Raw genomic sequence first — 23,888 nt, 5'->3', positions numbered from 1 at the left:
CGCACGGCCTCCTTAGGCGCTGGCCGGGGTGTGGTCCGGCGTTTTACGGCCACGGCGGCGACGCTGCATCAACACCACCAGGGCGAACACGCCAAGCGCCGGCAACCACATCCACTCCTTGGTCCAGCGGTCCACCGGGGCGAGCACTTCGATGATCTCCTGGTCGAAATCGAGCCCCAGATCCGCCGCGGGGCTACCGAACTCGACGAAATCGACCAGGGTCTGGTCGCCGTCGGTATAAAGCTCTAACCCCAGGTTCTCCAGGCGCTCCTCGCCGGTGTTACCCGCGGGTACCGGAATGAGCATATAAGTCGACATCGGCGCGCCGTAGTCGTCTTCACCGGCAATCTGGATGCGCAGGTTGCTGCCTTCATCGACCTGGCCCAGCGCCTCGGCGAACTGCGCCGGCGGCACGGAGTTGTACGGGTCGTGAATGCGATCCATGAAAAAGCCCGGACGGAACAGCGTAAAGGCGACCAACAGCAGCAGAATCGACTCGTACCAGCGGTTGCGGGTGATGAAGTAACCCTGGGTGCCGGCGGCGAAGATCAGCATGGCGATGGTGGCCACGATGAACACCACGATCCCCTGGGTCACCGTCACATCGATCAAGAGCAAGTCGGTATTGAAGATGAACAGAAACGGCAGCGCCGCGGTGCGCAGGCTGTAGTAGAACGCCTGGAAGCCGGTACGCAGCGGGTCCCCGCCGGAGACCGCCGCCGCCGCGAAAGAGGCAAGGCCCACCGGTGGCGTCACATCCGCCATGATGCCGAAGTAGAACACGAACAGGTGCACCGCAATCAGCGGTACGATCAGCCCGTTTTGCTGGCCGAGCAGCACGATCACCGGCGCCATCAGCGCCGACACTACGATGTAGTTGGCAGTAGTGGGCAGGCCCATCCCCAGAATCAGACTCAACACGGCGGTGAGCAGCAAAATCACCATCAGGTTGCCGCCGGAAAGGAGCTCGACCACGTCCGCCAACACCAGCCCGACGCCGGTTTGCGAGACCGCCCCCACCACGATACCCGCGGTGGCGGTGGCGATACCGATGCCGATCATGTTGCGCGCGCCGGTCACAAGCCCATCCCACAGATCGAAAAGGCCTTCTTTGATATCCGCCGCCAGCTGGCTGCGCCCCCGGAACAGCGCGATGATCGGGCGCTGGGTGAGCATGATGAAGATCATGAACATGGTGGCCCAAAACGCCGAAAGCCCGGGGGACAGACGCTCGACCATCAAACACCATACCAGCACGACCACCGGCAGAATGTAGTGAAGCCCGACCATGACCGTCGGCCGGGTTTGCGGCAGCGTCAAGACCGCCGAGTTGGGGTCGTCGATTTCGAGCTCCGGGTAGCGGGCGCCGATTTTCAAAAGCCCGACATAGACGACGGCGAGGCCCACCGATACGACCCAGGGCGTTGCATCGCCCAGCACCGGCTTCAGCCAGCCAAGGCCGTAGTAGACACCGACCGAAAGCCCCATCAGCAGTAAAAGCCCGGTCAAAAAGCCGATAACCTTGTTCAAGAGCGGGCGCGCCGGATTGCTCGAGGGCAGCCCTTTCATGTCCGCCTTGAGGGCTTCCAGGTGAACGATATAGATCAGCGCGATATAGGAGATCAGTGCGGGCAAAAAGGCGTGCTTGATGACCTCGACGTAGGAGATACCCACGTACTCCACCATCAAAAACGCCGCCGCGCCCATGACCGGCGGCATGATCTGGCCGTTCACCGAGGAAGACACCTCGACGGCACCGGCTTTTTCCGCGCTAAAGCCCACGCGCTTCATCATGGGAATGGTGAAGGTACCGGTGGTTACGGTATTGGCGATCGAGGAGCCGGAGATCAGCCCGGTCATGCCCGAGGCCACCACCGCGGCCTTGGCCGGGCCGCCCTTGAAGTGGCCCAGCATCGAAAAGGCCACTTTGATGAAATAGTTGCCGGCGCCGGCTTTATCGAGCAGCGCACCAAATAACACGAACAAAAACACGAAGCTGGTCGACACGCCCAGCGCAATGCCGAACACCCCTTGGGTACCCAGCCATTGGTGGTTGATCAACCCGCCCAGGCTTACGCCGCGGTGGGCGAGAATACCGGGCATATAGGGCCCGAACAGCGAGTAGGCGATAAAAATAGCGGCCACGGCCATCAAGGGGGGCCCAAGCGCGCGCCGTGTCGCCTCCAACAGCATGACGATACCGATCACGCCGATCACGATATCCTGGGTGATCGGCCGCCCGGCCCGGCTGGCCAGGTCGTCGTAAAAAATAAACAGATAAGCGCCGCAAAACGCCGCCACGGCGGCAAACGCCCAGTCCTGGAGCGGCACCCGGTCCCGCGGCGAGCGCTTGAGCGCCGGGTAGGCCATAAAGGCTAGAAAGAGCGCAAAGGCCAGGTGGATCGAGCGCGCCTCGGTCGCGCTGAAGACGCCAAAGCCCACCATGTAAGCCAGCGGTGAGGCGATCCAAAGCTGAAACAGCGACCAGGCAGCGGCAATTCCCACCAGTAATTTGCCGGGAGCCCCGAGGGGTTTTCGCGCGCCGGTGTCGCTGGAGGCGACCATATCCTCCAGGTCGTGGTGCGCGTCCGCCGAGGATTTCTTTTCATCTTGCATACGCTTGCCCTTTGAAGTCCACGCCGATCATGAGCATTTGTCATCAGCGCATTCAACAAAAGCGCGGACACCCAAGGTGCCCGCGCTTTGCGTTTTACTCAACGGCGCTACCGGTACTCACCGTTTAGCGCCGGGTACGGCTTACTCGATCCAGCCACGCTCACGGTAGTAGCGCTCGGCGCCGGCGTGCAGCGGTGCGGTCAAGCCGTCAGAGATCATCTCTTCTTCGTCCAGGTTTTCGAACGCCGGATGCAGGCGCTTGAAGCGGTCGAAGTTTTCGAACACGGCTTTAACGGTTTCGTAGATCACTTCTTCGTCGACATTGGTCGAGGAAACGAAGGTTGCCGCCACGCCGAAGGTCTCGACGTCTTCGTCGTTACCCCGGTACAAGCCGCCCGGAATCACGGAACGGGTGTAGTACGGGTACTCTTCGATCAGGCCGTCGATCTCGTCACCGGTCACCGAAACCAGCTTGGCGTCGATGGTGGTGGTCGCTTCCTGGATCGAACCGTTGGGGTGACCGACCACATAGACCATGGCGTCGATGTTGTTATCGGAAAGCGCGGCGGCCTGTTCGGCGGCGTCGAGCTGCGAGGCCAGGGCGAAGGTGTCTTCATCCCAACCGAAGGCGTCCATCACCACGTCCATGGTGTTGCGCTGGCCCGAACCGGGGTTGCCGATGTTGACACGCTTGCCGGGGAAGTCGCTGATGTTGTCGATACCGGCATCGGCGCGGGCAACCACGGTCAGCGGCTCGCCGTGCATGGTGAACACGGAGCGCATCTCTTCCCAGGGGCCGTCGCCTTCGAAGTTGGCTTCACCGTTGTAGGCGCGATATTGAACGTCGGACTGCACCACGCCCATATCCAGGTCGCCGTTTTTCATGCCGTTGACGTTGGCAACGGAGCCACCGGTCGAGGGCGCGTTACAGCGGATGTTGTGGTCTTCGCTACCGCGGTTGACCATGCGGCAAACCGACTGGCCGACCACGTAGTAAACGCCGGTTTGGCCGCCGGTACCGATGGTAATGTAGCTTTCCTGGGCGACGGCCGGGCTTGCAAAACTGGCCGCGGCAATCAGCGCGCCTGAAAAGGCGGCGGTTGAAAATACATGGCGCTTCATGGACACACCTCTTTATCTTTTGTGAGCATTATTCGCTTTGAACACCCGTTACCGATCCCCTGGGCTATTTCGTCCAAAACGTTTTTAATACAGGCTGTTAACTCTGCCAATGGCAGCAGAGCCTTGTTCACTTTAGCGAAAAAACCGCCGCTTGGCGAAACCGCCGTGGGCGCGAACGCAGCAATCCTTGCACCCTACTCGCTTTCATCCGCGATTAATACGGCTAACTCGACATAGCCCTTTAGGCTTATAGCGCTTCTTGTGCGCCGCTGTCCAACCTTTTTAAGGAGTATAAAAAATTGCTGGCTAAACATGCGTTTAGCGATTCGTCTTTTTTAAACGCTAGCACGGATGCCCTCACACGTTATAGCCCAGCACCCCGGGCAGCCACAGGGCAATGGCCGGAAAAATCGCCACGACCGCCATGGCGCAGGCCATCGCGGCCACGAACAAAAGTGCCCAGCCGAGGGTTTGCTCGAGGCGAATCTTCGCAACCTCGGTGGTGACCATCAGATTCACCGCTACCGGGGGCGTAAATTGGCCAATCGCGATATTCATGGCCAGCAAAATGCCGAACCAGACCGGGTTCCACTCGAAGTGCTGCATCACCGGGATCAAAATGGGCATCAGGATGAGATAGATCGAGATCGCATCGAGCAGCATCCCGGCGAGCAGTACCGCCAGCGCGATGATCAGCATCACGACCCCGGAGATGATCGACGCCTCTCCCAACAGCGCCCACAGGTCGCGCAGTGAAAGCTCCCGGGTGAAGAAAAGCCCCACCAGGGTGCCGCGACGACTGCGGCTTCGGTTGGTGTGAATAGAAGCAGGCGGCCGCTTGAGCGGCCGCCTGCTTCTATTTTATGGGTTTGAAAAGCGAAAGATAGGTGGCCGGCCCGCTTTACAGGCTCGACTTTCGGCGTAGGCCGGGCAGGGAATTACTCGGGCCGGCAAAACCCGGCCAGCGCCGGCACGGAGACGCAGTCGCCCACCTGGACCCCGCGCTCTTCGAAATAACCGGCGTTCACCTCGAGGGCGGAGTAGTACGCCGCGCCCGCCGGGTAGGTGGGGCATTCCTGGGCGCTTTCCGCCTCGCAGGGGGGCATGGTCGTGATCGCAACGATTCGGCCTTCGTCGTCGATGAAGGCGATATCCAGCGCGATCAAGGTGTTGTACATCCAAAAAGCGTTATTGGCAGGCTGCTCGTTTTCAAAGCGAAACAGCATCCCGCGCTCTTCGGCCAAGTGCTCGCGGCCCATCAAACCCTGCTGGCGCTGAGAGAGTGTTTCCGCCACCTCCACGTCGAGGCGGTGTGGGCCCTGATCGGTATGAAGGGTCAGCGGCAGCGTAGACGCGGTGAGGTCTTCGGCTTTTGGTTCGGCAAAGGCGTTTAAAAGCGGTGAAGCGACGCTTGCCAGCAGCGAAGCGGCAACCGCGGTCTTGATGAGTTGGCGACGCGATACGTTCATGGCGGTTTCCTCGGTCAGGCGCTGGCGTGCTCGTCGGTAATCGACACTACTTTCATGGTGTTGGTGCCGCCGTGGGCATTCATGTGATCGCCCCGGGTCAGAATCACGTGATCCCCCGACTTGGCCACGCCCTGCTTGACCAACACATCCATTGCCCGGTCATTGAGCTCGGTGGGGCTCATCTCGCTGGTATCGAAGGGCAACGAGACCACGCCCCGGTAAAGCGCCATGCGCCGCTGGGCGATGGGCGTGTGGGCAAGACCGACGATGGGCAGACCCGAGCTTATGCGCGAGGCGATCAAGGGCGTATAGCCCGACGAGGTCATACAGGCAATCGCGGCCACGCCTTCCATGTGGTTAGCGGCGTACATCGCCGAAAGCGCAATGGTTTCGTCCGGGCGGGCAAAGCCTTCGTGAATGCGGTGACCGGACTCCTGAATCAGCCGCTCGCGCTCGGCCCCCAGGCACACCCGGTTCATCGCCTCGACGGTTTCGACCGGGTAGTCGCCGGCGGCGGTTTCGGCGGAAAGCATCACCGCGTCACTGCCGTCGAGCACTGCGTTGGCCACGTCGAACACCTCGGCGCGGGTAGGTAGCGGCGCCGAAATCATGCTCTCCATCATTTGGGTGGCGGTAATCACCGCGCGGTTGAGCGTACGGGCGCGCTTGATCATGCGCTTTTGCACACCAACGAGCTTGGCGTCGCCGATCTCCACGCCGAGATCACCCCGCGCGACCATTACCGCTTGTGAGGCCTCGATGATGCCGTCCAGGGTGGCCTCATCGGCCACCGCTTCAGCGCGCTCGACCTTGGCGACCAGGCCGATCTCGGCGCCCTCTTCACCCAGCAGGCGCCGGGCTTCCTGCATGTCCGCCGCCGAGCGGGGAAACGAGATCGCCAGGTAATCCACACCGATCTCGACGGCGGTCTTGAGATCTTCCTTGTCCTTGTCAGTCAGCGCCGGGGCCGAAAGCCCGCCGCCCTGCTTGTTGATGCCCTTGTGATTGGAGAGCTTGCCGCCGACCACCACTTGGGTGTGAACCTGTTGGCCTTCGACACGGGTGACATCGAGCACGACCCGGCCGTCGTCGAGCAGCAGCCGGTCGCCGGCCACCACGTCCTGAGCAAGCGTTTTGTATTCGCAGCCAACCTTGTCGATGTCGCCGGCGTCGCTGTCCAGCGCCATATCGAGCACGAAGGGCTTGCCTTCCTGGAGCATTACCGCGCCCTCTTTAAAGCGCGCTACGCGAATCTTGGGCCCCTGCAGGTCGCCCAAGGCGGCTACGCTGCGCCCGAGCTTGTCGGCGATCTCGCGCACTCGCGCCAGGCGCTGGCGGTGATCGTCCGCGGTGCCGTGGGAGAAGTTGAGGCGCACCACATCCACCCCCGCCTTCAACATGGCTTCCAGTACGCCTTCCCGGTCACTGGCGGGCCCTAGCGTGGCGACGATTTTGGTACGGCGAATCGGGGTAGCGGTGTGCTGGCTCATGACGTTCTCGATTGGTCGGGAAGTGGGTTATCAGCTTAGCAAAATAATGTGACGAACAAAGGGTTGCGTCGTTAGTCGTCGAGGGTGACCGTGATCGCGAGCGGATATTCGTCGCAGTTATTACCCTCGCCGCCGCGGTCGACCACCAAAAACTCCCCTTCACGCTCCAGGACCGAATTGATCGCATGCCAGGTGCCCGCGGCGTAGTTCACGCCCTGGCGGCCGTCGGTGACGAAGGCACGCACCGCGCCTTCGTCGATCGTCTCGCCGGCGGGCGCCACCACCACGATAAAGCGCTCACCATGCAGCGGCATGAAGGCCTGGCTGCCCTGGGGGTGGCGCTCCAAAAAGGTAAGTTCCAGCGGAAGTGTGACCGGCTGGCTGACGAAGATGTTGATCAGCGTATGGGCGCTTTCGCCCAGGGTCTCGACCTTCGCCAGATCGTGGTGGCGCTGGGTGCGCCCGGCGTTGATAGGAAAGGATTTTGATGCGCGCGCGTCGATGACCTCCCCAAAGGGGCGAAAAGCCTCGGCGGTGAGGGGCGTCGCGGTCAGGGTTAGCATGGCGGCTCCTTTGTTTTGACAACAAGGTTTTGGCAGCAACGTTTTGAAAGCAACGTTCTGGCAGCAAAAAACCCGTTAGCGGGAAAGTTTGAGCTTTGCGTGGCGGTTGACGTCCTTGTAGAGCAGGTAGCGAAACGGCCCCGGGCCGCCGGCGTAGCAGGCCTGGGGGCAGAAGGCGCGCAGCCACATGAAATCCCCCGCTTCGACCTCCACCCACTGCTGGTTGAGGTGATACACCGCCTTGCCTTCCAGCACGTACAGGCCATGCTCCATGACGTGGGTTTCATCGAAGGGAATGACGCCGCCGGGCTGGAAATTGACGATGGTGACGTGCATGTCGTGGCGCACATCGTTTGGGTCGACGAAGCGCGTGGTCGACCAGCGCCCTTCGGTACCGGGCATCTCATTAGGCGTAATGGCCTGCTCGTTGGTGACGAAGGCTTCCGGCACCTCGAGCCCTTCGACGAACTCGAAGGCCTTGCGAATCCAGTGAAAGCGCACCGGCTCGCCGCTGTCGTTACCCGCCCGCCACTCACAGCCTGGCGGGATGAACGCATAGCCGCCCGGCGCCAGGGTGTGGCGCACCCCGTCGAGGGTCAGCGTCAACTCCCCTTCGACGACGAACAGCACGCCTTCGGCATCCGCTTCGGGCTCGGGTTTGTCGCTGCCACCGCCTGGCTGCACTTCCATGATGTACTGGGAAAACGTCTCGGCAAAACCCGACAGCGGCCGCGCCAGCACCCAGGCCCGGGTGCCCTGCCAAAACGGCAAATTACTGGTCACGATATCGCGCATCACGCCCTTGGGAATCAGCGCGTAAGCCTCGGTAAACACCGCGCGGTCGGCGGTTAGCTGGGTTTGCGGCGGATGGCCGCCTTTAGGGGCGTAGTAACGGGGTGTCGTCATGGCAGTCACCTTTTAAAGAGTCGGCGCCGGGTGGTGTTCGGCCCAGTGGCGGGCAATATCGATACGCCGGGCGACCCACACGCGATCAAAAGTTTCGATGTAATCCAAAAAGCGCTGCAGCGCGCGAAAGCGCCCCGGGCGGCCGAGCAGGCGACAGTGCATGCCGATCGACAGCATCTTCGGCGCCTCTTCGCCTTCGGCGTAGAGTACATCAAAGGCGTCGCGCAGGTAGTTATAGAAGTGATCCGAGGTGTTGAAGCCCTGGGGCGAGGCGAAGCGCATGTCGTTGGTGTCCAGCGTATAGGGCACGATCAAGTGGTTGTGATCGCAGCCCTGGCGGTCGGTGACCCGCGTCCAGAAGGGCAAGTCGTCGCCGTAGTAATCGCTGTCGTACAAAAAGCCGCCTTCCTCAGCAATCAAACGCCGGGTGTTGGGGCTGTCGCGTCCGGTATACCAGCCTTCGGGCTTCTCGCCGTAAAGACGCTCGAAGATCGCCACGGCTTTTTGCAGGTGGTCGCGTTCGATGTGCTCGGGGACTTCCTGGTAGTGAATCCAGCGGTAGCCATGGCAGGCGATTTCATGGCCCAGCTCCTTGAACGCCTGGGCGACGTCCGGATTGCGCTCCAGGGCCATGGCCACGCCAAATACGGTCAGCGGCAGGCCGCGACGCTCGAACTCGCGCAGAATTCGCCACACCCCGGTGCGGGAGCCGTACTCGTAGATCGACTCCATACTCAGATGGCGGTCACTGTAGCTGGCGGCGCCAATGATCTCGGACAGAAACTGCTCCGAGCCGACGTCGCCGTGCAGCACGGAGTTCTCCCCGCCCTCTTCGTAATTGAGCACGAACTGAACGGCGATTTTCGCGTTGCCGGGCCAGTTGGCGTGGGGCGGCGTCCGGCCGTAGCCGATCAAATCCCGCGGATAAAAGCTTTCGGTTTGTTCATTGTCAGCCGCCATGGCGTTTCCCCGTCGTTTGTCGATTCATTCTCTTTGTATACAAGGTATACGATTTCAAAGCCGCACCGCAACGCGCGAAATCGCAAGCTTCGAAGCCGCCACTGCGCCTACCCACTTGGCTTTATGTTGCCAGTAAGCCCCGGTCATTGGCGCCTACGCGTTTCGCCAGGGTTCGACGCCAAAGGGGTTGCGCCGGGCTTTAAACCGCCCTATTTTCGTATACAAGACTCCCGTTAACGTTTACCTGCGAGCCGCTCAACGTGCATATACGCATTATCAACCCCAATACTACCGCCTCGATGACCCAGGCGATTCAACGGGCCGCGCAGGCGCTCAAAGGCTCGGACACGACGCTGAGCGCGACGCAGCCCGAGTCCGGCCCGGTCTCGATCGAAAGCCACTTCGACGAGGCCATTAGCGCGGTAGGCGTGGCCGAAGAGGTGCTCAAGGGCGAGCGCGAAGGCGGCATCGACGCCTACATCGTCGCCTGCTTTGGCGACCCGGGGCTTCTGGCCGCCCGGGAGCTGACCGCCAAGCCGGTCATCGGCATTGCCGAAGCCGGTTTTCACTTGGCCACGCTGATCAGCACGCGCTTTTCGATCGTCACCACCCTTGGCCGTACCGGCATCATCGCCGAGCACCTGCTGGAGCAGTACGGCTTTCGCCACCACTGTCGGCGTATTCGCGCGGCGGAAATTCCGGTGCTGGACCTGGAGCACGACCCGGATGCGGCCTTCAAGCGTATTGTCGAAGAGTGCTGCCGGGCCCGGGACGAAGACGGCATCGGCGCGATCGTACTAGGTTGCGGCGGTATGGCGAACTTGACCCAAGCGATTAGCCAGCAAGTCGGCCTGCCGGTGGTCGAAGGCGTCAGTGCCGCCTTGAAACTGGCCGAGTCGCTGGTGAGTTTGAACCTGACGACCAGCAAGCACGGCGACCTGGATTACCCGCGTCCGAAACCCTTCACCGGTAAATTCGCTGAGTTCTCCGAGCTTCGTTTGCCGCACAAACCCTAATTTCGCTCGATTTATCCCATAACGATTACACGCTACACATAAACAATTAAAAACACCGTTAGTACGCCACGCCGCAAGCGTCGCCCGGCCACCGGGCAAAACTATAACGCCGATAAAATCTTGCGAGGACGGTACGATGAGCACGACTAAACCCAAATCAGCGGCCTCAGGGCCCACGACCGACCCTGCCCACAAGGCAATGGGCGCCGAAAGCCTGGCGCCCCAGCAGACCCGTATCATGGGGCGCTGCTCCTACTTTCTGGCCTGGTTCGGGGGGTGCGTGTCGATCGGCACCTTCGCCATGGGCTCGAGCGTGGTGGGCACCCTCAATCTTTTGCAGGCAACGCTTGCCATCGCCATCGGCTGTTTCGTGATCGGCGTGGCGCTGGCGATCAACGGCGCCGCCGGCTACAAGTACGGCATTCCCTTCATGGTACAGGCAAGATCCGCCTTCGGGTTTACCGGTACGCGCATTCCGGGACTCGTGCGCGCGGTGCCCGCCGTGGTGTGGTACGGCTTTCAAAGCTGGATCGGCGCCGGGGCGCTTAACATGGTGTCCGCTACGCTGTTCGGCTTCGACCACCTGGTGTTCTACTTCATCGCGTTCCAGCTTCTGCAGATCGCGCTGTCGGTGACCGGCTTTCAGGGCATCAAGTGGCTGGAGAACATCGGTAGTATCTTCATTTTGTGCTCGCTGACCTACATGTTCTACGCCACGGTGCAACGCTACGGCGACGAGCTTTCGGCCAGCCTTCTGACCATGGAGGGCTCCTGGGGCATGCCCTTCTGGGGCGCCACCATGCTCTTTTTGGGGATCTACAGCACCATGATGCTCAACGTTAGCGACTATTCCCGCGAGCATAAAAAGGGCACCGGCGGCGGGCTTTTGGCGACCATTTACGCCATGTCGATTTTGCCCTGTACGCTGTTCATGGGGTTGATCGGCTATATGGTGTCCGAGGCCACCGGCACCGCCGACCCCATTCAGGTATTCGCCAACGCCGTGGACAACACCCCGCTTTTGATGACCACCCTTTTGTTCATCGCCTTCGCCCAGGTGACCACCAACGTGCTCAATAACGTGGTGCCGCCTACCTATGTGCTGATGGACGTTTTCAAGATGCGCTTTCCCACGGCCACGATCATCGTTGGTTTCCTGGCCTTCGCCACTTTCCCCTGGAAGCTGGTGCAGCCTGAATCTGCGGCTGGCCTTCAACTGTTCGTGCAAACGTACTCCGCCTTTCTTGGCCCCATCTTTGCGATCCTGGTCGTGGACTACTACCTGATTCGCCGGCGTACGCTGGACATCGACAAACTCTACGATCCGGAGGGGCCGTATAAAGGCATCAACCTCGCGGCCCTGATCGCCATGGCGGTGGGTGTCGTCGCAGCGCTTTCGTTCTCGGCGGTCTCCTGGTATGCCAGTTTGATCCCCGCCGGGGTCGTCTATTATTTACTCATGACCTACTGGCCCACCTGCCAGCGATTTACCCAGTAAGCACTTGTTCACCTGCCGCCCCCCAAGGCGGCAGCTTCTCGACCCAAGGACGCGATAATGAATGAGAAGCCGCTCTCCCCTGAGCTCGATATAAAGCAGATCGACCCAAGCCTCTATAACGAGGATTTGGCCCCCCTCAAGCCTGAGGCACGCAGTTGGGGCGCGTTCGAAATCTTCAACGTCTGGTCCAACGATATTCAAAGTCTTTTTGGCTACACCCTGGCCGCCTCGCTGTTTCTTAGCTACGGCTTGAACGGCTGGGCGGTCATGGCGGCCATCATTCTGGCAAGCGTAATCGTGATGTTTCTGGTCAACTTGACCGGTAAACCCAGCGTCAAGTACGGCATCCCCTTCCCGGTCATGGTACGCGCCAGCATGGGCGTGCGCGGCGCCAACCTGCCCGCAATGCTGCGCGCCATCGTGGGGATTTTCTGGTACGGCGTGCAGACCTACTTCGCCTCGACGGCGGTGGCGTTACTGATCACTGCCTTCGTGGGCGATGTTGGCGGCGGCGAGTTCCTGGGGCTCTCGCCAGTGGCGTGGATCTCCTTCGTGATCGTTTGGCTTTTCCAGATCGCGATTTTTTGGCAGGGCATCGAGCGCATCAAGCACTTTCTCAACTGGGCAGGCCCGATGGTATACGTGGTCATGCTGGTGCTAATGGGCGTGGTCTGGTACCAGGCCAGTGGCGAACTGCTCCCCGCCGTCGATACCATCTTTAGCGGTAGCGGTGAGCCTAGCGGCGGCGCCATCTCGGCCTTTTTTGCCATCGTCGGCACCATGGTGGCCTACTTTGCCGCCGTGGTGATCAACTTTGGCGACTTCACCCGCTTTGTCAAAAGCGAGCGGCAAATGAAGCTGGGCAACCTGTTAGGGCTACCGCTCAACGTGGCGTTTTTCTCCTTCATCGCGTTGATCATTACCGCCGGCACCCTGGTACTGTTTGGCGAGGCGCTAACCAACCCGGCGGATATCGTCGAGCGCGTGGATTCCTTGCCGCTGACCATCGTGGCCGCCCTGACCTTCTTTGCCGCCACCGTAGGCATCAATTTGGTGGCCAACTTCATCCCGCCGGCCTACGACCTGGCCAACCTGTTCCCCAGCAAGATCAGCTTCAAAACCGGCGGGCTGATCACCGCGATCATCGCGTTCTTCGTGGGTGCGCTGTGGGTCTCGGTCATCAGCCAGATCGGCGTGGCGGGCTTCGTGAACGCGCTCGGTGCCATCGTTGCTCCCTTCTACGGCATCATCGTAGTGGATTATTACCTGATCAAGCGCCAGCACCTGAACATGCAGGAGCTTTTCTCCTCCGCGCCGGGCGGCGCTTACTACTACGTGAAGGGCTGGAACAAACGCGCCCTGGTCGCGTTTTTGGGTGCGGCCCTGTTCTCGCTTTCCACCGTGCTGGTGCCTGCGCTTTCCGGGCTCGATGGCTACGGCTGGCTAATCGGCGCCGGTTTGGGCGGGCTGATTTACTTCTTCTTGATGCGCAACTTCAAGGCGGCCCCCCAACTCGGCACCGATTAGGCAACCCAAGGCGTTTTACTCCTCCCTTGGGGCAACCCACTAAAACGCCACCGGCCTGGGCCGGTGGCGTTTTTTAGCAAGCGATGCGCGGTGATAACCGCCTCGCCGGCTTAGCGGCCAAAAATCTGGTGTAAATCCGGCGTGCTTTCCTGCTCTTCCACCATCGAAAGTGACGCTTCGATCGCTTTCAAGTGGCGGCTCATGAAGGCCTGGGCGCGGGCGGCGTTGCCAGCTTCGAGATAGGTGATCAGGTCGTCGTGGTCGTGGGATTCACAGCCCAGGTGACCGCGGTGGCCGTAGACCGCGAGAATCAGCGAGGAGCGCGAGCAGAGCCGCTCGACGAACTCGGCAAGCGTTGCGTTGCCGGAAAGCTTTGCCAGGTGCACGTGGAAATCCGCCGAGAGGCGAATCGCTACGCTCTGCTGGCCGCTTCGCAGGGCCTGGCGCTCTTGATGGGCCAGGGTGCGCAGCTCGTCCACCTCCTTCGCCCCCATCCGCCGAGCGACGTCCGCCATCAGCCCGCACTCCACGAGTTGGCGGGCGTCGAATACATCCTTGGCCTCGTCCGCGGTCGGGCGGGTGACGCTGGCGCCGCGCCTTGGGGTGAGCGTGACCAACTGCTCGATCGCCAAACGCTGTAGAATCTTGCGGATACCGGTGCGGCTAATGCCGAATACGTCTGATAGCGCGTCTTCGCGCAGACGCGCGCCGGGAGGTAGCCGCTGCTCGACGATGGCGTCGCTCACCGCGCGATAAATCGCTTCATGGCGCGCCTCGCCCTCTTTCTCGAATGTGCGGCGTTTCGTTGTTGCCTCGTCGCGCATGCCCTCTCCTTGCAATGGTTGAACGTCCTGCGCTAGCCACGCTTTAGGGGGTTAGCTGCCGCGATACGTCGAATAGCCATAGGGGGAGAGCAGAAGCGGTACGTGGTAGTGCTGGCTGGCGTCGGCCACGCCAAAGCGCAGCGGAATCACGTCCAGAAAACGCGGCTCAAAGGCGTCGACGCCGTGGGTGCGCAGGTAGTCGCCGGCGTGAAAAACGAGCTCGTACTCACCCGCCGGGAACGCTTCGCCTTCCAGAATCGGGCCGTCACAGCGGCCGTCGCTGTTGGTGACGACGCTGCCCAGGTGTTCACGAGAGCCAGCGGATAGCCGAAAAATTTCGATGGTAATGCCTTCTCCGGGCTGGCCTTTCGCCGTATCCAGCACGTGAGTGGTAAGCCGTCCCATAGCGTCTCCTTGTTGGGGTTGTGTTTGACCTATTGGTCAAAGATTACGGGTGATACTATCGATTGTATACGCTAACGCCCTCGACGTACGCCCAGGAGAAGACGCCGTGTCTCACGCTAATCGCGATGCTAACCGCTCTCTTACGCCAGCACCTAGCCAGTGCGGGCGGGATGATTTTGTAGCCCATTATGGCGACATCTTCGAGCACTCCCCCTGGATTGCCGAGCGTGCCTGGCAGCAAGGACTGAACGCCACCCACGACGCGCCGACGGCGCTGGCCGAAACGATGGGTAGTGTGCTGCTGGCGGCAAGCCCGGAGCGCCAAATCGAGGTGATTCGCGCCCACCCGGATTTAGCGGGCAAGGCGGCGCTTGCCGGGGAGCTTACGTCATCGTCGACAAGCGAGCAGGCGGGCGCCGGGCTCGATCAGTGCTCACCGGAGGAGCTTGCCCGTTTTGAGTCGCTCAATAGCGCCTATAAAGAGAAGTTCGGCTTTCCCTTCGTGGCCGCGGTGAAGGGCCTCGATCGCTACGCGATTCTCGAGGCGTTCGAAACGCGCCTGGAGAACACCCCCGCCGTCGAGCGGCAAACCGCTGTCGAGCAGATCATTCGCATCGCGCGCTTTCGCCTGGTGGCGCGTAGCGAAGAGGCTTCTTGAGTTTCTTTCACCCACGAAAAAGCCGCGCTAAAAAGCGCGGCTTGAAAAGCGGCTAACGCCTGATTACTTGTTCAGGCTGTCGGCGGCTTTTTGAGTATTCTCTTCAGCCATTTTCTGGCTGTCCTGCATGAAGTCCTGACCGATCGAGGTGACTTTCTCGGAGTCGCCTTTTACGCGCTCCACGAAGTCAGAAGCGGTCTTCTGCTGGGTCTGCATCGCACGTTTGAAGCTGTCCGCGTCTTTTACATCAAGCCAGGTACGTGCCTGGGAAATACTCATGTCGGAGTAAGCGCGCGCCGCGTCGATCTGGGCACTTACCAGACGCTCGTAGTAATCAAGCGCCGCCAGCGTGTATGAGCGCATCGGCGATACGAAAGCCGACTCGAACTGCTGCTTGGTATTTTCTGCGGTCCTATCCATCACGTAACCTCCTGCAAGTTAGCGATTCGACTCGCTTGTAGACTGGCGGTCGATAGCAAAGCAATTGCCTTGTTCTGCTAAAGCTAGCAGTGCTTTTTGTGCAGCGCAACATAAAATTTTAAAAGCCCCGCTTGTGGGCTTTAAACGTCGCGTACGGTCGGCGCCTTGCCCGCTATACCGTCATGAACCGCCAGCATTTTTTCAAACCAGGCCGCTATCGGCGCGTCTTTTTCAAAAAGCGCTTCTTTCGATGCCACGTGGGCCCACATCATGCTGCCAAACAGCAAATAGTCGGCGCCGCTGGGCGCTTCGCCATCGAGAAACGGGCTCTCTTCGAGCATTGCATTGACCGGCACCAGCGCTTTTTTAAGCTGCTCGCGGCCCTGTTCGGGGTCATGCAGCTCTTCGAAACGCATGTTGAAGCTCGCTTCGCGTTTTTCGCGGAAGTAATCGCGATCGTCCGGATGAATGGCCTCGAGCAGATCCATGACCACGATGCGAAAGAGCGCCGGGGTGACGCTGCGCTCCACGAAAAGCTTGAAAAAGAGCGCGCGCTGGTAGTCCTGCCCTTCCCCCAGAATAGGCGATTCGGGGTAGGTCTTATCCAAATAGCGCATGATATCGAAGCTATCGGTTACCACGGTTTCGCCATCCACCAGCACCGGCACTTTGTCGTGATTGGCGAAGGCGATTTTCTCCTTTTCCTGAAAGCGCCAGGGTTCGGTGCGATACGCAAGGCCCTTATGGGCCATCGACATGTGCACCCGCCAGCAAAAGGGTGAAAAACGCAGGCGTTCGTCGCGGCCACAAAGGTCATAAACAATACGATCCATCGGTCACCTCTACTTATGGGAATACAAAATCAGCATGGGCGTGAGCCCCGCGCCCTGCAAGCCATCGAGTTTCAGCCCGCGGGTTTGCCCCTATCTATTAGTCTAATGAGAGGGAGTCATCGCTTAATCGTTCAACTCTCATAAAATATTTAAAATTCAAAACGTTAAAAAATTTGATTGGCTCTTTTAAAGCGACGATATCACCTGCCTATTGGTAAGACCAATTTTCCAATGTAGTCATGGCGTTAAGCTGTCCGTATCTTGCAGGTGAAAGCGTCGGGCGGTCAGAGCGCCGGGCGTCAATGATTAAAAAAGCGTAGCCGATTAACAACAAGGGGCCGTTTTTCATGAGTGATACGATACTTGCATTACTGGCATTCATGCCGCTACTGCTTGCGGGTATTTTGCTGGTGGGTTTTAAAATACCTGCCAAAATTGCCATGCCGATTGTCTTCCTGACGGCGGCCATTATCGGTCTGACCGCGTGGGACATGACCTTTAACCGCGTGGCGGCCTCCACCCTCCAAGGCCTGATCCAAACCGCAGGGCTTTTGTGGATCATCTTCGGGGCGATCTTACTGCTCAACACGCTCAAGCACTCCGGTGGCATCACCGCCATCCGTAACGGCTTCTCCGGCATCAGCCCGGACCGCCGCGTGCAGGCGCTGATCGTGGCGTGGCTGTTTGGCTGCTTTATCGAAGGCGCTTCGGGCTTTGGTACCCCCGCCGCCGTGGCGGCGCCGCTGCTGGTCGCGCTGGGCTTTCCGGCGCTGGCCGCCGTGGTCGTGGGGATGATGCTGCAATCCACGCCGGTCTCCTTTGGCGCGGTGGGCACGCCGATCATCGTGGGCGTGGGGACCGGCCTCGATCGCAACGGCATCACCGCCGACCTGGCCGCCAACGGCTCCTCCTGGGACGTGTTCTTTCAACTGATCACCAGTGAAGTCGTCATCACCCACGGCATCGTGGGTCTTCTGATGCCGCTGATTCTGGTGACCGTGATGGTGCGTTTCTTCGGCGCCAACAAGTCCTGGAAAGAGGGTCTGTCGATCACCCCCTTCGCGATTTTTACCGGTATCTCCTTCGTGGTGCCATATATGCTGGTCGGTGTTTTCCTGGGCCCAGAATTCCCCTCCATGATCGGCGCGATGGTGGGTCTGGCCATCGTGGTGCCGGCAGCGCGTAAAGGCTTTTTGCTGCCCAAGGACACCTGGGATTTCCCCGAGGCGACGTCCTGGCCGGATGAGTGGATCGGCAAACTGCAGATCAAACTCAATGACGTGGCGGGCCAGGCGCCCATGTCCACCTTCCGCGGCTGGGTTCCCTACGTGCTGTTGGCGGTTTTCCTGGTCGCCTCGCGCACCGTGGAGCCGCTGCAGGCCGCGCTGACCTCCATCAACCTGAACTGGGCCAATATCCTGGGTGAAACCGGCGTCAGCGGCGGCGTGCAGCCCCTTTACCTGCCCGGCGGCATCATCATCGCCGTGGTGTTGATCACCTACTTCCTGCACAAGATGAATGGCAGTCAGTTGAAAGCAGCCATGTCGGAGTCCACCAAGACCATTTTCGGCGCGGGCTTCGTGCTGGTATTCACCGTGCCGATGGTGCGTATCCTGATCAACTCCGGTGTGAACGAGGCGGATCTGGTCTCCATGCCGGTGATGATGGCTCAGGCCGTCGCCAATGGCGTGGGCGATATCTACCCGCTCTTTGCCCCGGCCGTCGGTGCCCTGGGGGCGTTCATCGCCGGCTCCAACACCGTCTCGAACCTGATGCTTTCAGAGTTTCAGTTCAATGTGGCCCAAACCCTCGGGCTTTCCACGGCCATGATGGTAGCCCTCCAGGCCGTGGGTGCGGCGGCAGGTAACATGATCGCCATCCACAACGTGGTCGCGGCGTCCGCCACCGTGGGCCTGTTGGGCCGCGAGGGGGCAACGATCCGTATCACGATCCTGCCGACGATCTACTACATCACTTTCACGGGTATCATCGCGCTGATCGCGTTTTACGTCCTCGGCGTGACCGATACGTTGATGTAGTGACAGGCGCCTCACACGCGTCATTCACCGCGTAAAAAACCACCCCTCGGGGTGGTTTTTTATGGGCGACCTTACAACCAGTTACTTCTTCGCTAGTCGATGCGCTTGAGCTTTTTGGCGTGCTCTTGCCCCCGCTCGACATAGCTCTGGGCGTTGAGCTTGAGCCCTTCTACCGCGCCTTCGGGTAGCTCCTTCACCACCCGCGCGGGGGAGCCGACGATCATCGAGTTGGGCGGAAACACCGCACCCTCCTTCACGAAAGCGCAGGCCCCCACCAGGCTGTTCTCCCCGATCACGGCGCCGTTCAAGATCACCGCCTGAATACCGATCAAGCAGCCATCCTCCACCGTGCAGCCGTGAAGCATCGCCTGATGGCCCACGGTGACCCCCTTGCCCACTTTCAGAGGAAAGCCGGGGTCGGCGTGGAGCACCGCGCCGTCCTGGATGTTGCTCTCCTCGCCCACTTCCAAGCGCTCGGTATCACCGCGCAGCACCGCCTGATACCACACGCTCGATCGCGCCTTGAGGGTCACCTTGCCTATCACGTCGGCGGTGTCGGCGATGTAGACATCGTCGGCGATCTCCGGACGTTCCTCGCCAAATTGATAAATGGCCACGTTGATCTCCTGTTGTTCGTTGTGTGCTGAGTTATTCGTTCTGTCGCGCAGGTTCAGGCTAACGCCTGGCTCGTTAAACCGCCAACGCCTGAGCCTTGAACTAACGCCACTCCTCCAGCCGCATCGAGGAGCGCTCGAGACGTTCGTTTTCCGCGTCGAGCTCACGTAAAAGCTCGGTGATGCTGCTCAAATGTTCGAGGGCGATGCGCTTGGCCTGTTCGGCGTCGCCTTTCACCACCGCGTGAAAGAGCTGCTCGTGCTGGTGGTTGATCATCGCGCGTGGGCCCGGGCGGTGGTAAAGGTGCTTCACCGAGGCGAATACCGAGCTCAACAGCAGATCGGTCAACCCCTGAAGCGTATGCACCAGCACCGGATTGTGCGAGGCCTGAGAGACCGCGAGGTGAAAGGCGTGGTCGAAGCGTGCCAGCTTCTCGACATCCACTTCTTCAGCGTTGGCGACGTAATCGGCCATTGCCTCGAAACGGCGGGTAATCAGTACCCGGTCCATCGAGGTGCCCCGCCGGGCGGCGAGGTAAGCGGACTCGCCTTCCAACAGCGCGCGCACCTCCAAAAGATCGAACAGCGTGCGCGGGTGATCGCGAAACAGATGCATGAGCGGGCCTTGCTGCGGCATGGGCAGCAGCGAGGCGACCACGGACCCGCGCCCCTGACGGGTTTCGATGATCATCTTACTGCGCAGAATGCGCAGGCCTTCGCGCAGCGAGGCGCGGGAGACGTCTAGCCGCTCACAAAGGCGCCGCTCCGAGGGCAGCAGCTGGCCCGGGCGGAACACGCCCTCCAGAATCAGCGCCTCGATTTTCGCGGCTACCTGCTCCGGCATGCGCCGCCCAAGCGGCGTCTCAAAAGGTATCTGGCTCACGCGCGTCTCCTCCAGGGCGGGCTCGAATAACTGGTCAGACCACTGCACCACAGGCTAGACACCTGCACGAAAAAAGCCCAGATTATTCGATATCAGCGGCGCTACGCCGCGTTTAAAAATCGATATTACAAAAACAGGAGGGGATATGAACATCCTCTACGACGCTCGCCTGGACGGCGAGCTGGCTGACCGTGACAAGAGCGAGGTTCTGCGCGAGCTTCAAAACGCGGCCCCCACGCTAACCCTTCTGCACAGGGAAGAGGACCTGCGACCCTTCGAATGCGACGGGCTGGCGGCGTACCGCGTGCTGCCCATGTTGGTGGCGCTACCCGAGAACCTCGAGCAGGTCGAACGCCTTTTGACGTGTTGTTTCGCTCTGGGTGTGCCCGTGGTCACCCGCGGTGCGGGCACCGGGCTCTCCGGTGGGGCGTTGCCGCTCGAGCAAGGCGTGCTGCTGGTGATGTCGCGCTTCAACAAAATCGTCGAGGTCGACCCGGACGCCCGTATCGCCCGGGTACAGCCCGGGGTACGCAACCTGGCGATTTCCGAAGCCGCCGCGCCCTATGGTCTCTACTACGCCCCGGACCCCTCCTCCCAGATCGCCTGCTCGATTGGTGGCAACGTGGCGGAAAACGCCGGCGGCGTTCACTGTTTGAAGTACGGCCTGACCGTGCACAACGTGCTGCGCGTGGACGTGCTGACCATCGAGGGTGAGCACATGACATTGGGCTCGGAGGCCTTCGATGCCCCCGGGTTTGATCTGCTCGCACTGATGAACGGCTCGGAAGGCATGCTTGGAGTGGTCACCGAGATCACCGTGAAGCTTCTGCCCAAGCCGGAAACCGCCAAGGTGTTGATGGCAAGCTTCGATGACGTGGAAAAAGCCGGCAAGGCGGTGGGCGACATCATCGCCGCGGGCATCATTCCCGGCGGGCTCGAGATGATGGACAAACTCGCCATCCAGGCCGCCGAGGACTTCGTCAAAGCGGGCTACCCGCTGGAGGCCGAGGCCATCCTCTTATGCGAGCTCGACGGTGTCGAGGCCGACGTGGACGATGACTGCGAGACCGTACGCCGCGTGCTTGAAAAGGCCGGCGCCACGGATATACAGCAAGCCCGGGACGATATCGAGCGCGCCAACTTCTGGGCCGGACGCAAGAATGCCTTCCCTGCCGTGGGGCGTATGTCGCCGGACTACTACTGCATGGACGGTACCATCCCCCGTCGTGAGCTGCCCCGGGTGCTCAAGGGTATTGCCGCACTTTCCCAGGAGAGCGGCCTTCGCGTGGCCAACGTGTTTCACGCCGGCGACGGCAATATGCACCCGCTAATCCTGTTCGACGCCAACAAGGAGGGCGAGCTCGAACTCGCCGAGGACGTGGGCGGCAAGATTCTGGAGCTTTGCGTGGCCGCCGGCGGGTCGATCACCGGCGAACACGGCGTGGGCCGCGAGAAGATCAACCAGATGTGCAGCCAGTTCCAGGCGGATGAGATCAGCGTTTTTCACGCCGTAAAGGCGGCCTTCGATGAAAAGCGCCTGCTCAACCCGGGCAAGAACATTCCCACGCTTGCGCGCTGTGCCGAATTCGGGGCGATGCACGTCCATAACAACGAGTTGCCCCACCCGGAGCTGCCACGTTTTTAACGCCGGTCCGGTTTGCGACATAAAGGAATGACCATGACAGAACCAGCGGTACAGGCTTTTGATCGCGATATTAGCGAGGCGCTTTGCCAACAGGTCGCCAACGCTTACCAAACCAGGGCGCCATTGCGCATTAAAGCCGGCGACACCCGCGGCTTTTACGGGCGCCCGGTAGAGGGTATCGAACTCAGCCTCGCCGAGCATAGCGGCATCGTAAGCTACGACCCGGTGGAGCTTGTCGTCACCGTGCGCGCGGGTACGCGTATCGACGCCCTGGAAGCGGCGCTTGGAGAGCATCATCAGATGCTGCCCTTCGAGCCGCCGCGCTTTGGCCCGGCCAGCACCATCGGTGGGGCCGTGGCCACCGGGCTTTCCGGCCCGCGACGCCCCTGGGCGGGGGCGGTGCGCGATTTCGTACTGGGCAGCCACGTGATCACCCAGCAAGGCAAACAGCTGCGCTTTGGCGGCGAGGTGATGAAAAACGTGGCCGGCTACGACGTGTCACGGCTGATGACCGGCGCCCAGGGGACGCTGGGCGTACTGACCGATATCTCTTTCAAGGTGCTGCCCCAACCCAGCGCCTGCCACAGCCTACGCCTTGACGACCTTGGCATCGAAAAAGCGCTGGAGATGCTTTCCACACTCGGCCGCGAGCCCTTGCCGATCACCGGCGCGGCGTGGCATCAAAATGCGCTCTATATTCGCCTCGAAGGGGGGGAAAGCTCGGTCAAGGCGACCCGCGAGCGCCTGGGCGGCGAAACCCTGGAGGCGGATGTCTGGACGGCCCTTCGCGACCACCGCCACGACTTCTTCACTCTCGAAGCGGGCCAGACGCTGTGGCGGGCCTCGCTCCCTGCGCATACCGCGGCGCTGGATACCGGCGAGGCCGACGTCTTTTACGACTGGGCGGGCTGCCAGCGCTGGGTAAAAACCCGGGATGGCCAGGCGCTGCGCCAGGCATGCCAGGCCAAAGGCGGACACGCCACCTGCTTTACGCCCCACGCCCAGGGGGGCGATGAATCGCCCTTTACACCGCTTGACCCGGTCGTAGAGAAGTATCACAAGAAGCTCAAGGCCGAGCTCGATACCTACGGCATTTTCAACCCGGGCCGGCTTTACGCGGGGCTTTAAGGAGAGCTTTCATGCAGACGAACTTTACCGATGCAGATCGCCAGAAACCGCATATTCAGGAAGCCGACCGCATTCTGCGAACCTGCGTACACTGCGGTTTCTGTAACGCCACCTGCCCGACCTACCAGCTGTTGGGCGACGAGCGCGACGGCCCGCGCGGGCGTATCTACCTGATGAAGGAGCTTTTGGAGAGCCGCGACGACGATACCCAGGTGACCGAAGAAACGCGCCTTCACCTGGACCGCTGCCTGACGTGCCAAAACTGTGAAACCACCTGCCCGTCGGGGGTTGAGTATCATAAGCTTTTGAACATCGGCCGCGCGGAGATCGAGCGCCGAGTGCCGCGACCGGCAAGCCAACGCGCCACGCGCTTTGCGCTACGCAAGATGATGGTCGAGCCCAAACGCTTCCAGGCACTTTTGAAACTCGGCCAAACCTTCAAGCCGCTGGTGCCCGCTACGCTCAGACACAAAATGCCGCCGCCCCCGGTGGATGCGGGCACGCGCCCGACCACTCAGCACGCCCGCCAGATGCTGATTTTGGAGGGTTGCGTGCAGCCGGGGCTTTCGCCCAACACCAATGCCGCCACCGCCCGGCTGCTGGACCGGCTGGGCATTGGCCTGACGCCGGTTAGCGAGGCGGGCTGCTGCGGGGCGATCGACTTTCACCTGAACGCCCAGGAGGCGGGACGCCAACGCATGCGCGCCAATATCGACGCCTGGTGGCCCCACGTGGAACAGGGGGTCGAGGCGATCGTGCAAACCGCCAGCGGCTGCGGGGCGTTTGTGAAGGAGTATGGTGAGATGCTCAAACACGATCCGCAGTACGCCGCCAAAGCCGAGCGCGTAAGCGCTTTGGCCCGCGACATCGTCGAAGTGTTGCGCGAGGAGCCGCTGGAGAAGCTTGCCGTGAAAGAGCACAAACGCCTGGCGTTTCACTGCCCCTGTACGCTGCAGCATGCCCAAAAGCTCAACGGCGCGGTAGAAGGCGTGCTGACCAAGCTCGGCTTTACGCTGACACCCGTGCAGGATAGCCACCTGTGCTGCGGCTCCGCGGGTACCTACTCGATCACCCAGCCCGAAATCGCAACGCAACTTCGCGACAACAAGCTCAACGCCCTGGAAGCCGGCGACCCGGAGATGATCGTCACCGCTAACATCGGCTGCCAAACGCATCTGGCCAGCGCCAACCGCACGCCGGTTCGTCACTGGGTAGAAATCGTCGATGCCGCGCTGACCTGACCCGTTTTAACCCCCGCGCAATCCAAGCACT

The 23,888-nt window shown here is 61.0% G+C and carries 21 protein-coding genes and 1 pseudogene; 8 read left to right on the top strand and 14 right to left on the bottom strand.

Annotated elements, in window-relative coordinates:
- Nucleotides 1-12 precede the first annotated feature (12 nt).
- The 8 genes and pseudogenes from ACWHRL_RS03340 to puuE form a co-directional block, all read right to left on the bottom strand.
- Entirely contained in the window at nucleotides 13-2,616 is a 2,604-nt protein-coding gene (locus ACWHRL_RS03340) for a TRAP transporter permease (RefSeq protein WP_447895219.1), read from the bottom strand.
- Between the two features lie 141 nt (nucleotides 2,617-2,757).
- The gene (locus ACWHRL_RS03335) at nucleotides 2,758-3,738 is read right to left on the bottom strand and encodes a TAXI family TRAP transporter solute-binding subunit (RefSeq protein ID WP_447527861.1); all 981 of its coding nucleotides are present in this window, start codon (nucleotides 3,736-3,738) and stop codon (nucleotides 2,758-2,760) included.
- Nucleotides 3,739-4,095: 357 nt separating this feature from the next.
- Nucleotides 4,096-4,589 (bottom strand): annotated as a pseudogene (locus tag ACWHRL_RS03330) (TRAP transporter large permease subunit); the annotation flags it as partial.
- 87 nt (nucleotides 4,590-4,676) lie between these two features.
- Complete coding sequence (locus tag ACWHRL_RS03325; RefSeq protein ID WP_447895218.1) at nucleotides 4,677-5,207, bottom strand: DUF192 domain-containing protein; 531 nt, start codon at nucleotides 5,205-5,207, stop codon at nucleotides 4,677-4,679.
- A 14-nt stretch (nucleotides 5,208-5,221) separates the two neighbouring features.
- Nucleotides 5,222-6,697 (bottom strand): pyruvate kinase, encoded by a 1,476-nt coding sequence (gene pyk, locus ACWHRL_RS03320; RefSeq protein WP_447895217.1) that lies wholly within the window; start codon nucleotides 6,695-6,697, stop codon nucleotides 5,222-5,224.
- Nucleotides 6,698-6,768: 71 nt separating this feature from the next.
- On the bottom strand, nucleotides 6,769-7,260 hold the full coding sequence (locus ACWHRL_RS03315) for an ureidoglycolate lyase (RefSeq protein WP_447527858.1): 492 nt from the start codon (nucleotides 7,258-7,260) through the stop codon (nucleotides 6,769-6,771).
- Between the two features lie 75 nt (nucleotides 7,261-7,335).
- Nucleotides 7,336-8,166 carry a bifunctional allantoicase/(S)-ureidoglycine aminohydrolase gene (locus tag ACWHRL_RS03310; protein ID WP_447895216.1) on the bottom strand — a complete coding sequence of 277 codons (831 nt, stop codon included), beginning with the start codon at nucleotides 8,164-8,166 and terminating at the stop codon, nucleotides 7,336-7,338.
- 12 nt (nucleotides 8,167-8,178) lie between these two features.
- On the bottom strand, nucleotides 8,179-9,126 hold the full coding sequence (gene puuE, locus ACWHRL_RS03305) for an allantoinase PuuE (protein ID WP_447895214.1): 948 nt from the start codon (nucleotides 9,124-9,126) through the stop codon (nucleotides 8,179-8,181).
- Between the two features lie 260 nt (nucleotides 9,127-9,386).
- On the opposite strand from puuE, the gene ACWHRL_RS03300 reads away from it, so the two are divergent.
- From ACWHRL_RS03300 to ACWHRL_RS03290, 3 genes are all read left to right on the top strand, one after another.
- Complete coding sequence (locus ACWHRL_RS03300) at nucleotides 9,387-10,142, top strand: aspartate/glutamate racemase family protein (RefSeq protein ID WP_447895213.1); 756 nt, start codon at nucleotides 9,387-9,389, stop codon at nucleotides 10,140-10,142.
- 136 nt (nucleotides 10,143-10,278) lie between these two features.
- A complete protein-coding gene (locus tag ACWHRL_RS03295; protein ID WP_447895212.1) occupies nucleotides 10,279-11,640 on the top strand; it encodes an NCS1 family transporter in 1,362 nt (453 codons plus the stop codon).
- A gap of 57 nt (nucleotides 11,641-11,697) precedes the next feature.
- Nucleotides 11,698-13,167, top strand: coding sequence for an NCS1 family nucleobase:cation symporter-1 (locus ACWHRL_RS03290; RefSeq protein ID WP_447895211.1), 1,470 nt, complete (start codon nucleotides 11,698-11,700; stop codon nucleotides 13,165-13,167).
- Nucleotides 13,168-13,277: 110 nt separating this feature from the next.
- Here ACWHRL_RS03290 and ACWHRL_RS03285 read toward each other — a convergent pair whose 3' ends face one another.
- Together ACWHRL_RS03285 and uraH are read right to left on the bottom strand one after the other, a co-directional pair.
- Entirely contained in the window at nucleotides 13,278-13,991 is a 714-nt protein-coding gene (locus ACWHRL_RS03285) for a GntR family transcriptional regulator (RefSeq protein ID WP_447895210.1), read from the bottom strand.
- 51 nt (nucleotides 13,992-14,042) lie between these two features.
- Nucleotides 14,043-14,396, bottom strand: coding sequence for a hydroxyisourate hydrolase (gene uraH, locus ACWHRL_RS03280; protein ID WP_447895209.1), 354 nt, complete (start codon nucleotides 14,394-14,396; stop codon nucleotides 14,043-14,045).
- A gap of 106 nt (nucleotides 14,397-14,502) precedes the next feature.
- On the opposite strand from uraH, the gene uraD reads away from it, so the two are divergent.
- Nucleotides 14,503-15,054 (top strand): 2-oxo-4-hydroxy-4-carboxy-5-ureidoimidazoline decarboxylase, encoded by a 552-nt coding sequence (uraD, locus tag ACWHRL_RS03275; protein WP_447895208.1) that lies wholly within the window; start codon nucleotides 14,503-14,505, stop codon nucleotides 15,052-15,054.
- Nucleotides 15,055-15,117: 63 nt separating this feature from the next.
- Here the strand turns inward: uraD and ACWHRL_RS03270 are convergent, their stop codons facing one another.
- Together ACWHRL_RS03270 and ACWHRL_RS03265 are read right to left on the bottom strand one after the other, a co-directional pair.
- A complete protein-coding gene (locus ACWHRL_RS03270; RefSeq protein WP_447527847.1) occupies nucleotides 15,118-15,474 on the bottom strand; it encodes a phasin family protein in 357 nt (118 codons plus the stop codon).
- A gap of 140 nt (nucleotides 15,475-15,614) precedes the next feature.
- Nucleotides 15,615-16,307 (bottom strand): glutathione S-transferase N-terminal domain-containing protein, encoded by a 693-nt coding sequence (locus ACWHRL_RS03265; protein WP_447527846.1) that lies wholly within the window; start codon nucleotides 16,305-16,307, stop codon nucleotides 15,615-15,617.
- Between the two features lie 347 nt (nucleotides 16,308-16,654).
- Between ACWHRL_RS03265 and ACWHRL_RS03260 the strand changes: the two genes are divergently transcribed.
- Complete coding sequence (locus tag ACWHRL_RS03260; RefSeq protein WP_447895207.1) at nucleotides 16,655-18,346, top strand: L-lactate permease; 1,692 nt, start codon at nucleotides 16,655-16,657, stop codon at nucleotides 18,344-18,346.
- Between the two features lie 92 nt (nucleotides 18,347-18,438).
- Here ACWHRL_RS03260 and ACWHRL_RS03255 read toward each other — a convergent pair whose 3' ends face one another.
- Nucleotides 18,439-18,963, bottom strand: a complete 525-nt coding sequence (locus ACWHRL_RS03255; RefSeq protein ID WP_447527844.1) for a gamma carbonic anhydrase family protein — start codon at nucleotides 18,961-18,963, stop codon at nucleotides 18,439-18,441.
- Between the two features lie 100 nt (nucleotides 18,964-19,063).
- Entirely contained in the window at nucleotides 19,064-19,804 is a 741-nt protein-coding gene (gene glcC, locus ACWHRL_RS03250) for a transcriptional regulator GlcC (protein WP_447530495.1), read from the bottom strand.
- Between the two features lie 184 nt (nucleotides 19,805-19,988).
- Here glcC and glcD point away from each other — a divergent pair, with 184 nt between their 5' ends.
- The 3 genes from glcD to glcF are packed head-to-tail and all read left to right on the top strand — an operon-like array spanning nucleotide 19,989 to nucleotide 23,857.
- Nucleotides 19,989-21,488: a glycolate oxidase subunit GlcD gene (gene glcD, locus ACWHRL_RS03245; protein ID WP_447895206.1), complete on the top strand. Its 1,500-nt coding sequence runs from the start codon at nucleotides 19,989-19,991 to the stop codon at nucleotides 21,486-21,488.
- A 33-nt stretch (nucleotides 21,489-21,521) separates the two neighbouring features.
- On the top strand, nucleotides 21,522-22,616 hold the full coding sequence (glcE, locus tag ACWHRL_RS03240) for a glycolate oxidase subunit GlcE (protein ID WP_447895205.1): 1,095 nt from the start codon (nucleotides 21,522-21,524) through the stop codon (nucleotides 22,614-22,616).
- A gap of 11 nt (nucleotides 22,617-22,627) precedes the next feature.
- Complete coding sequence (glcF, locus tag ACWHRL_RS03235) at nucleotides 22,628-23,857, top strand: glycolate oxidase subunit GlcF (RefSeq protein ID WP_447895204.1); 1,230 nt, start codon at nucleotides 22,628-22,630, stop codon at nucleotides 23,855-23,857.
- Nucleotides 23,858-23,888 lie beyond the last annotated feature (31 nt).

The organism is Vreelandella sp. GE22 (assembly GCF_968212445.1).
The sequence above is the reverse complement of the archived record's forward strand: the minus strand, read 5'-3'. Positions and strand labels throughout refer to the sequence as shown.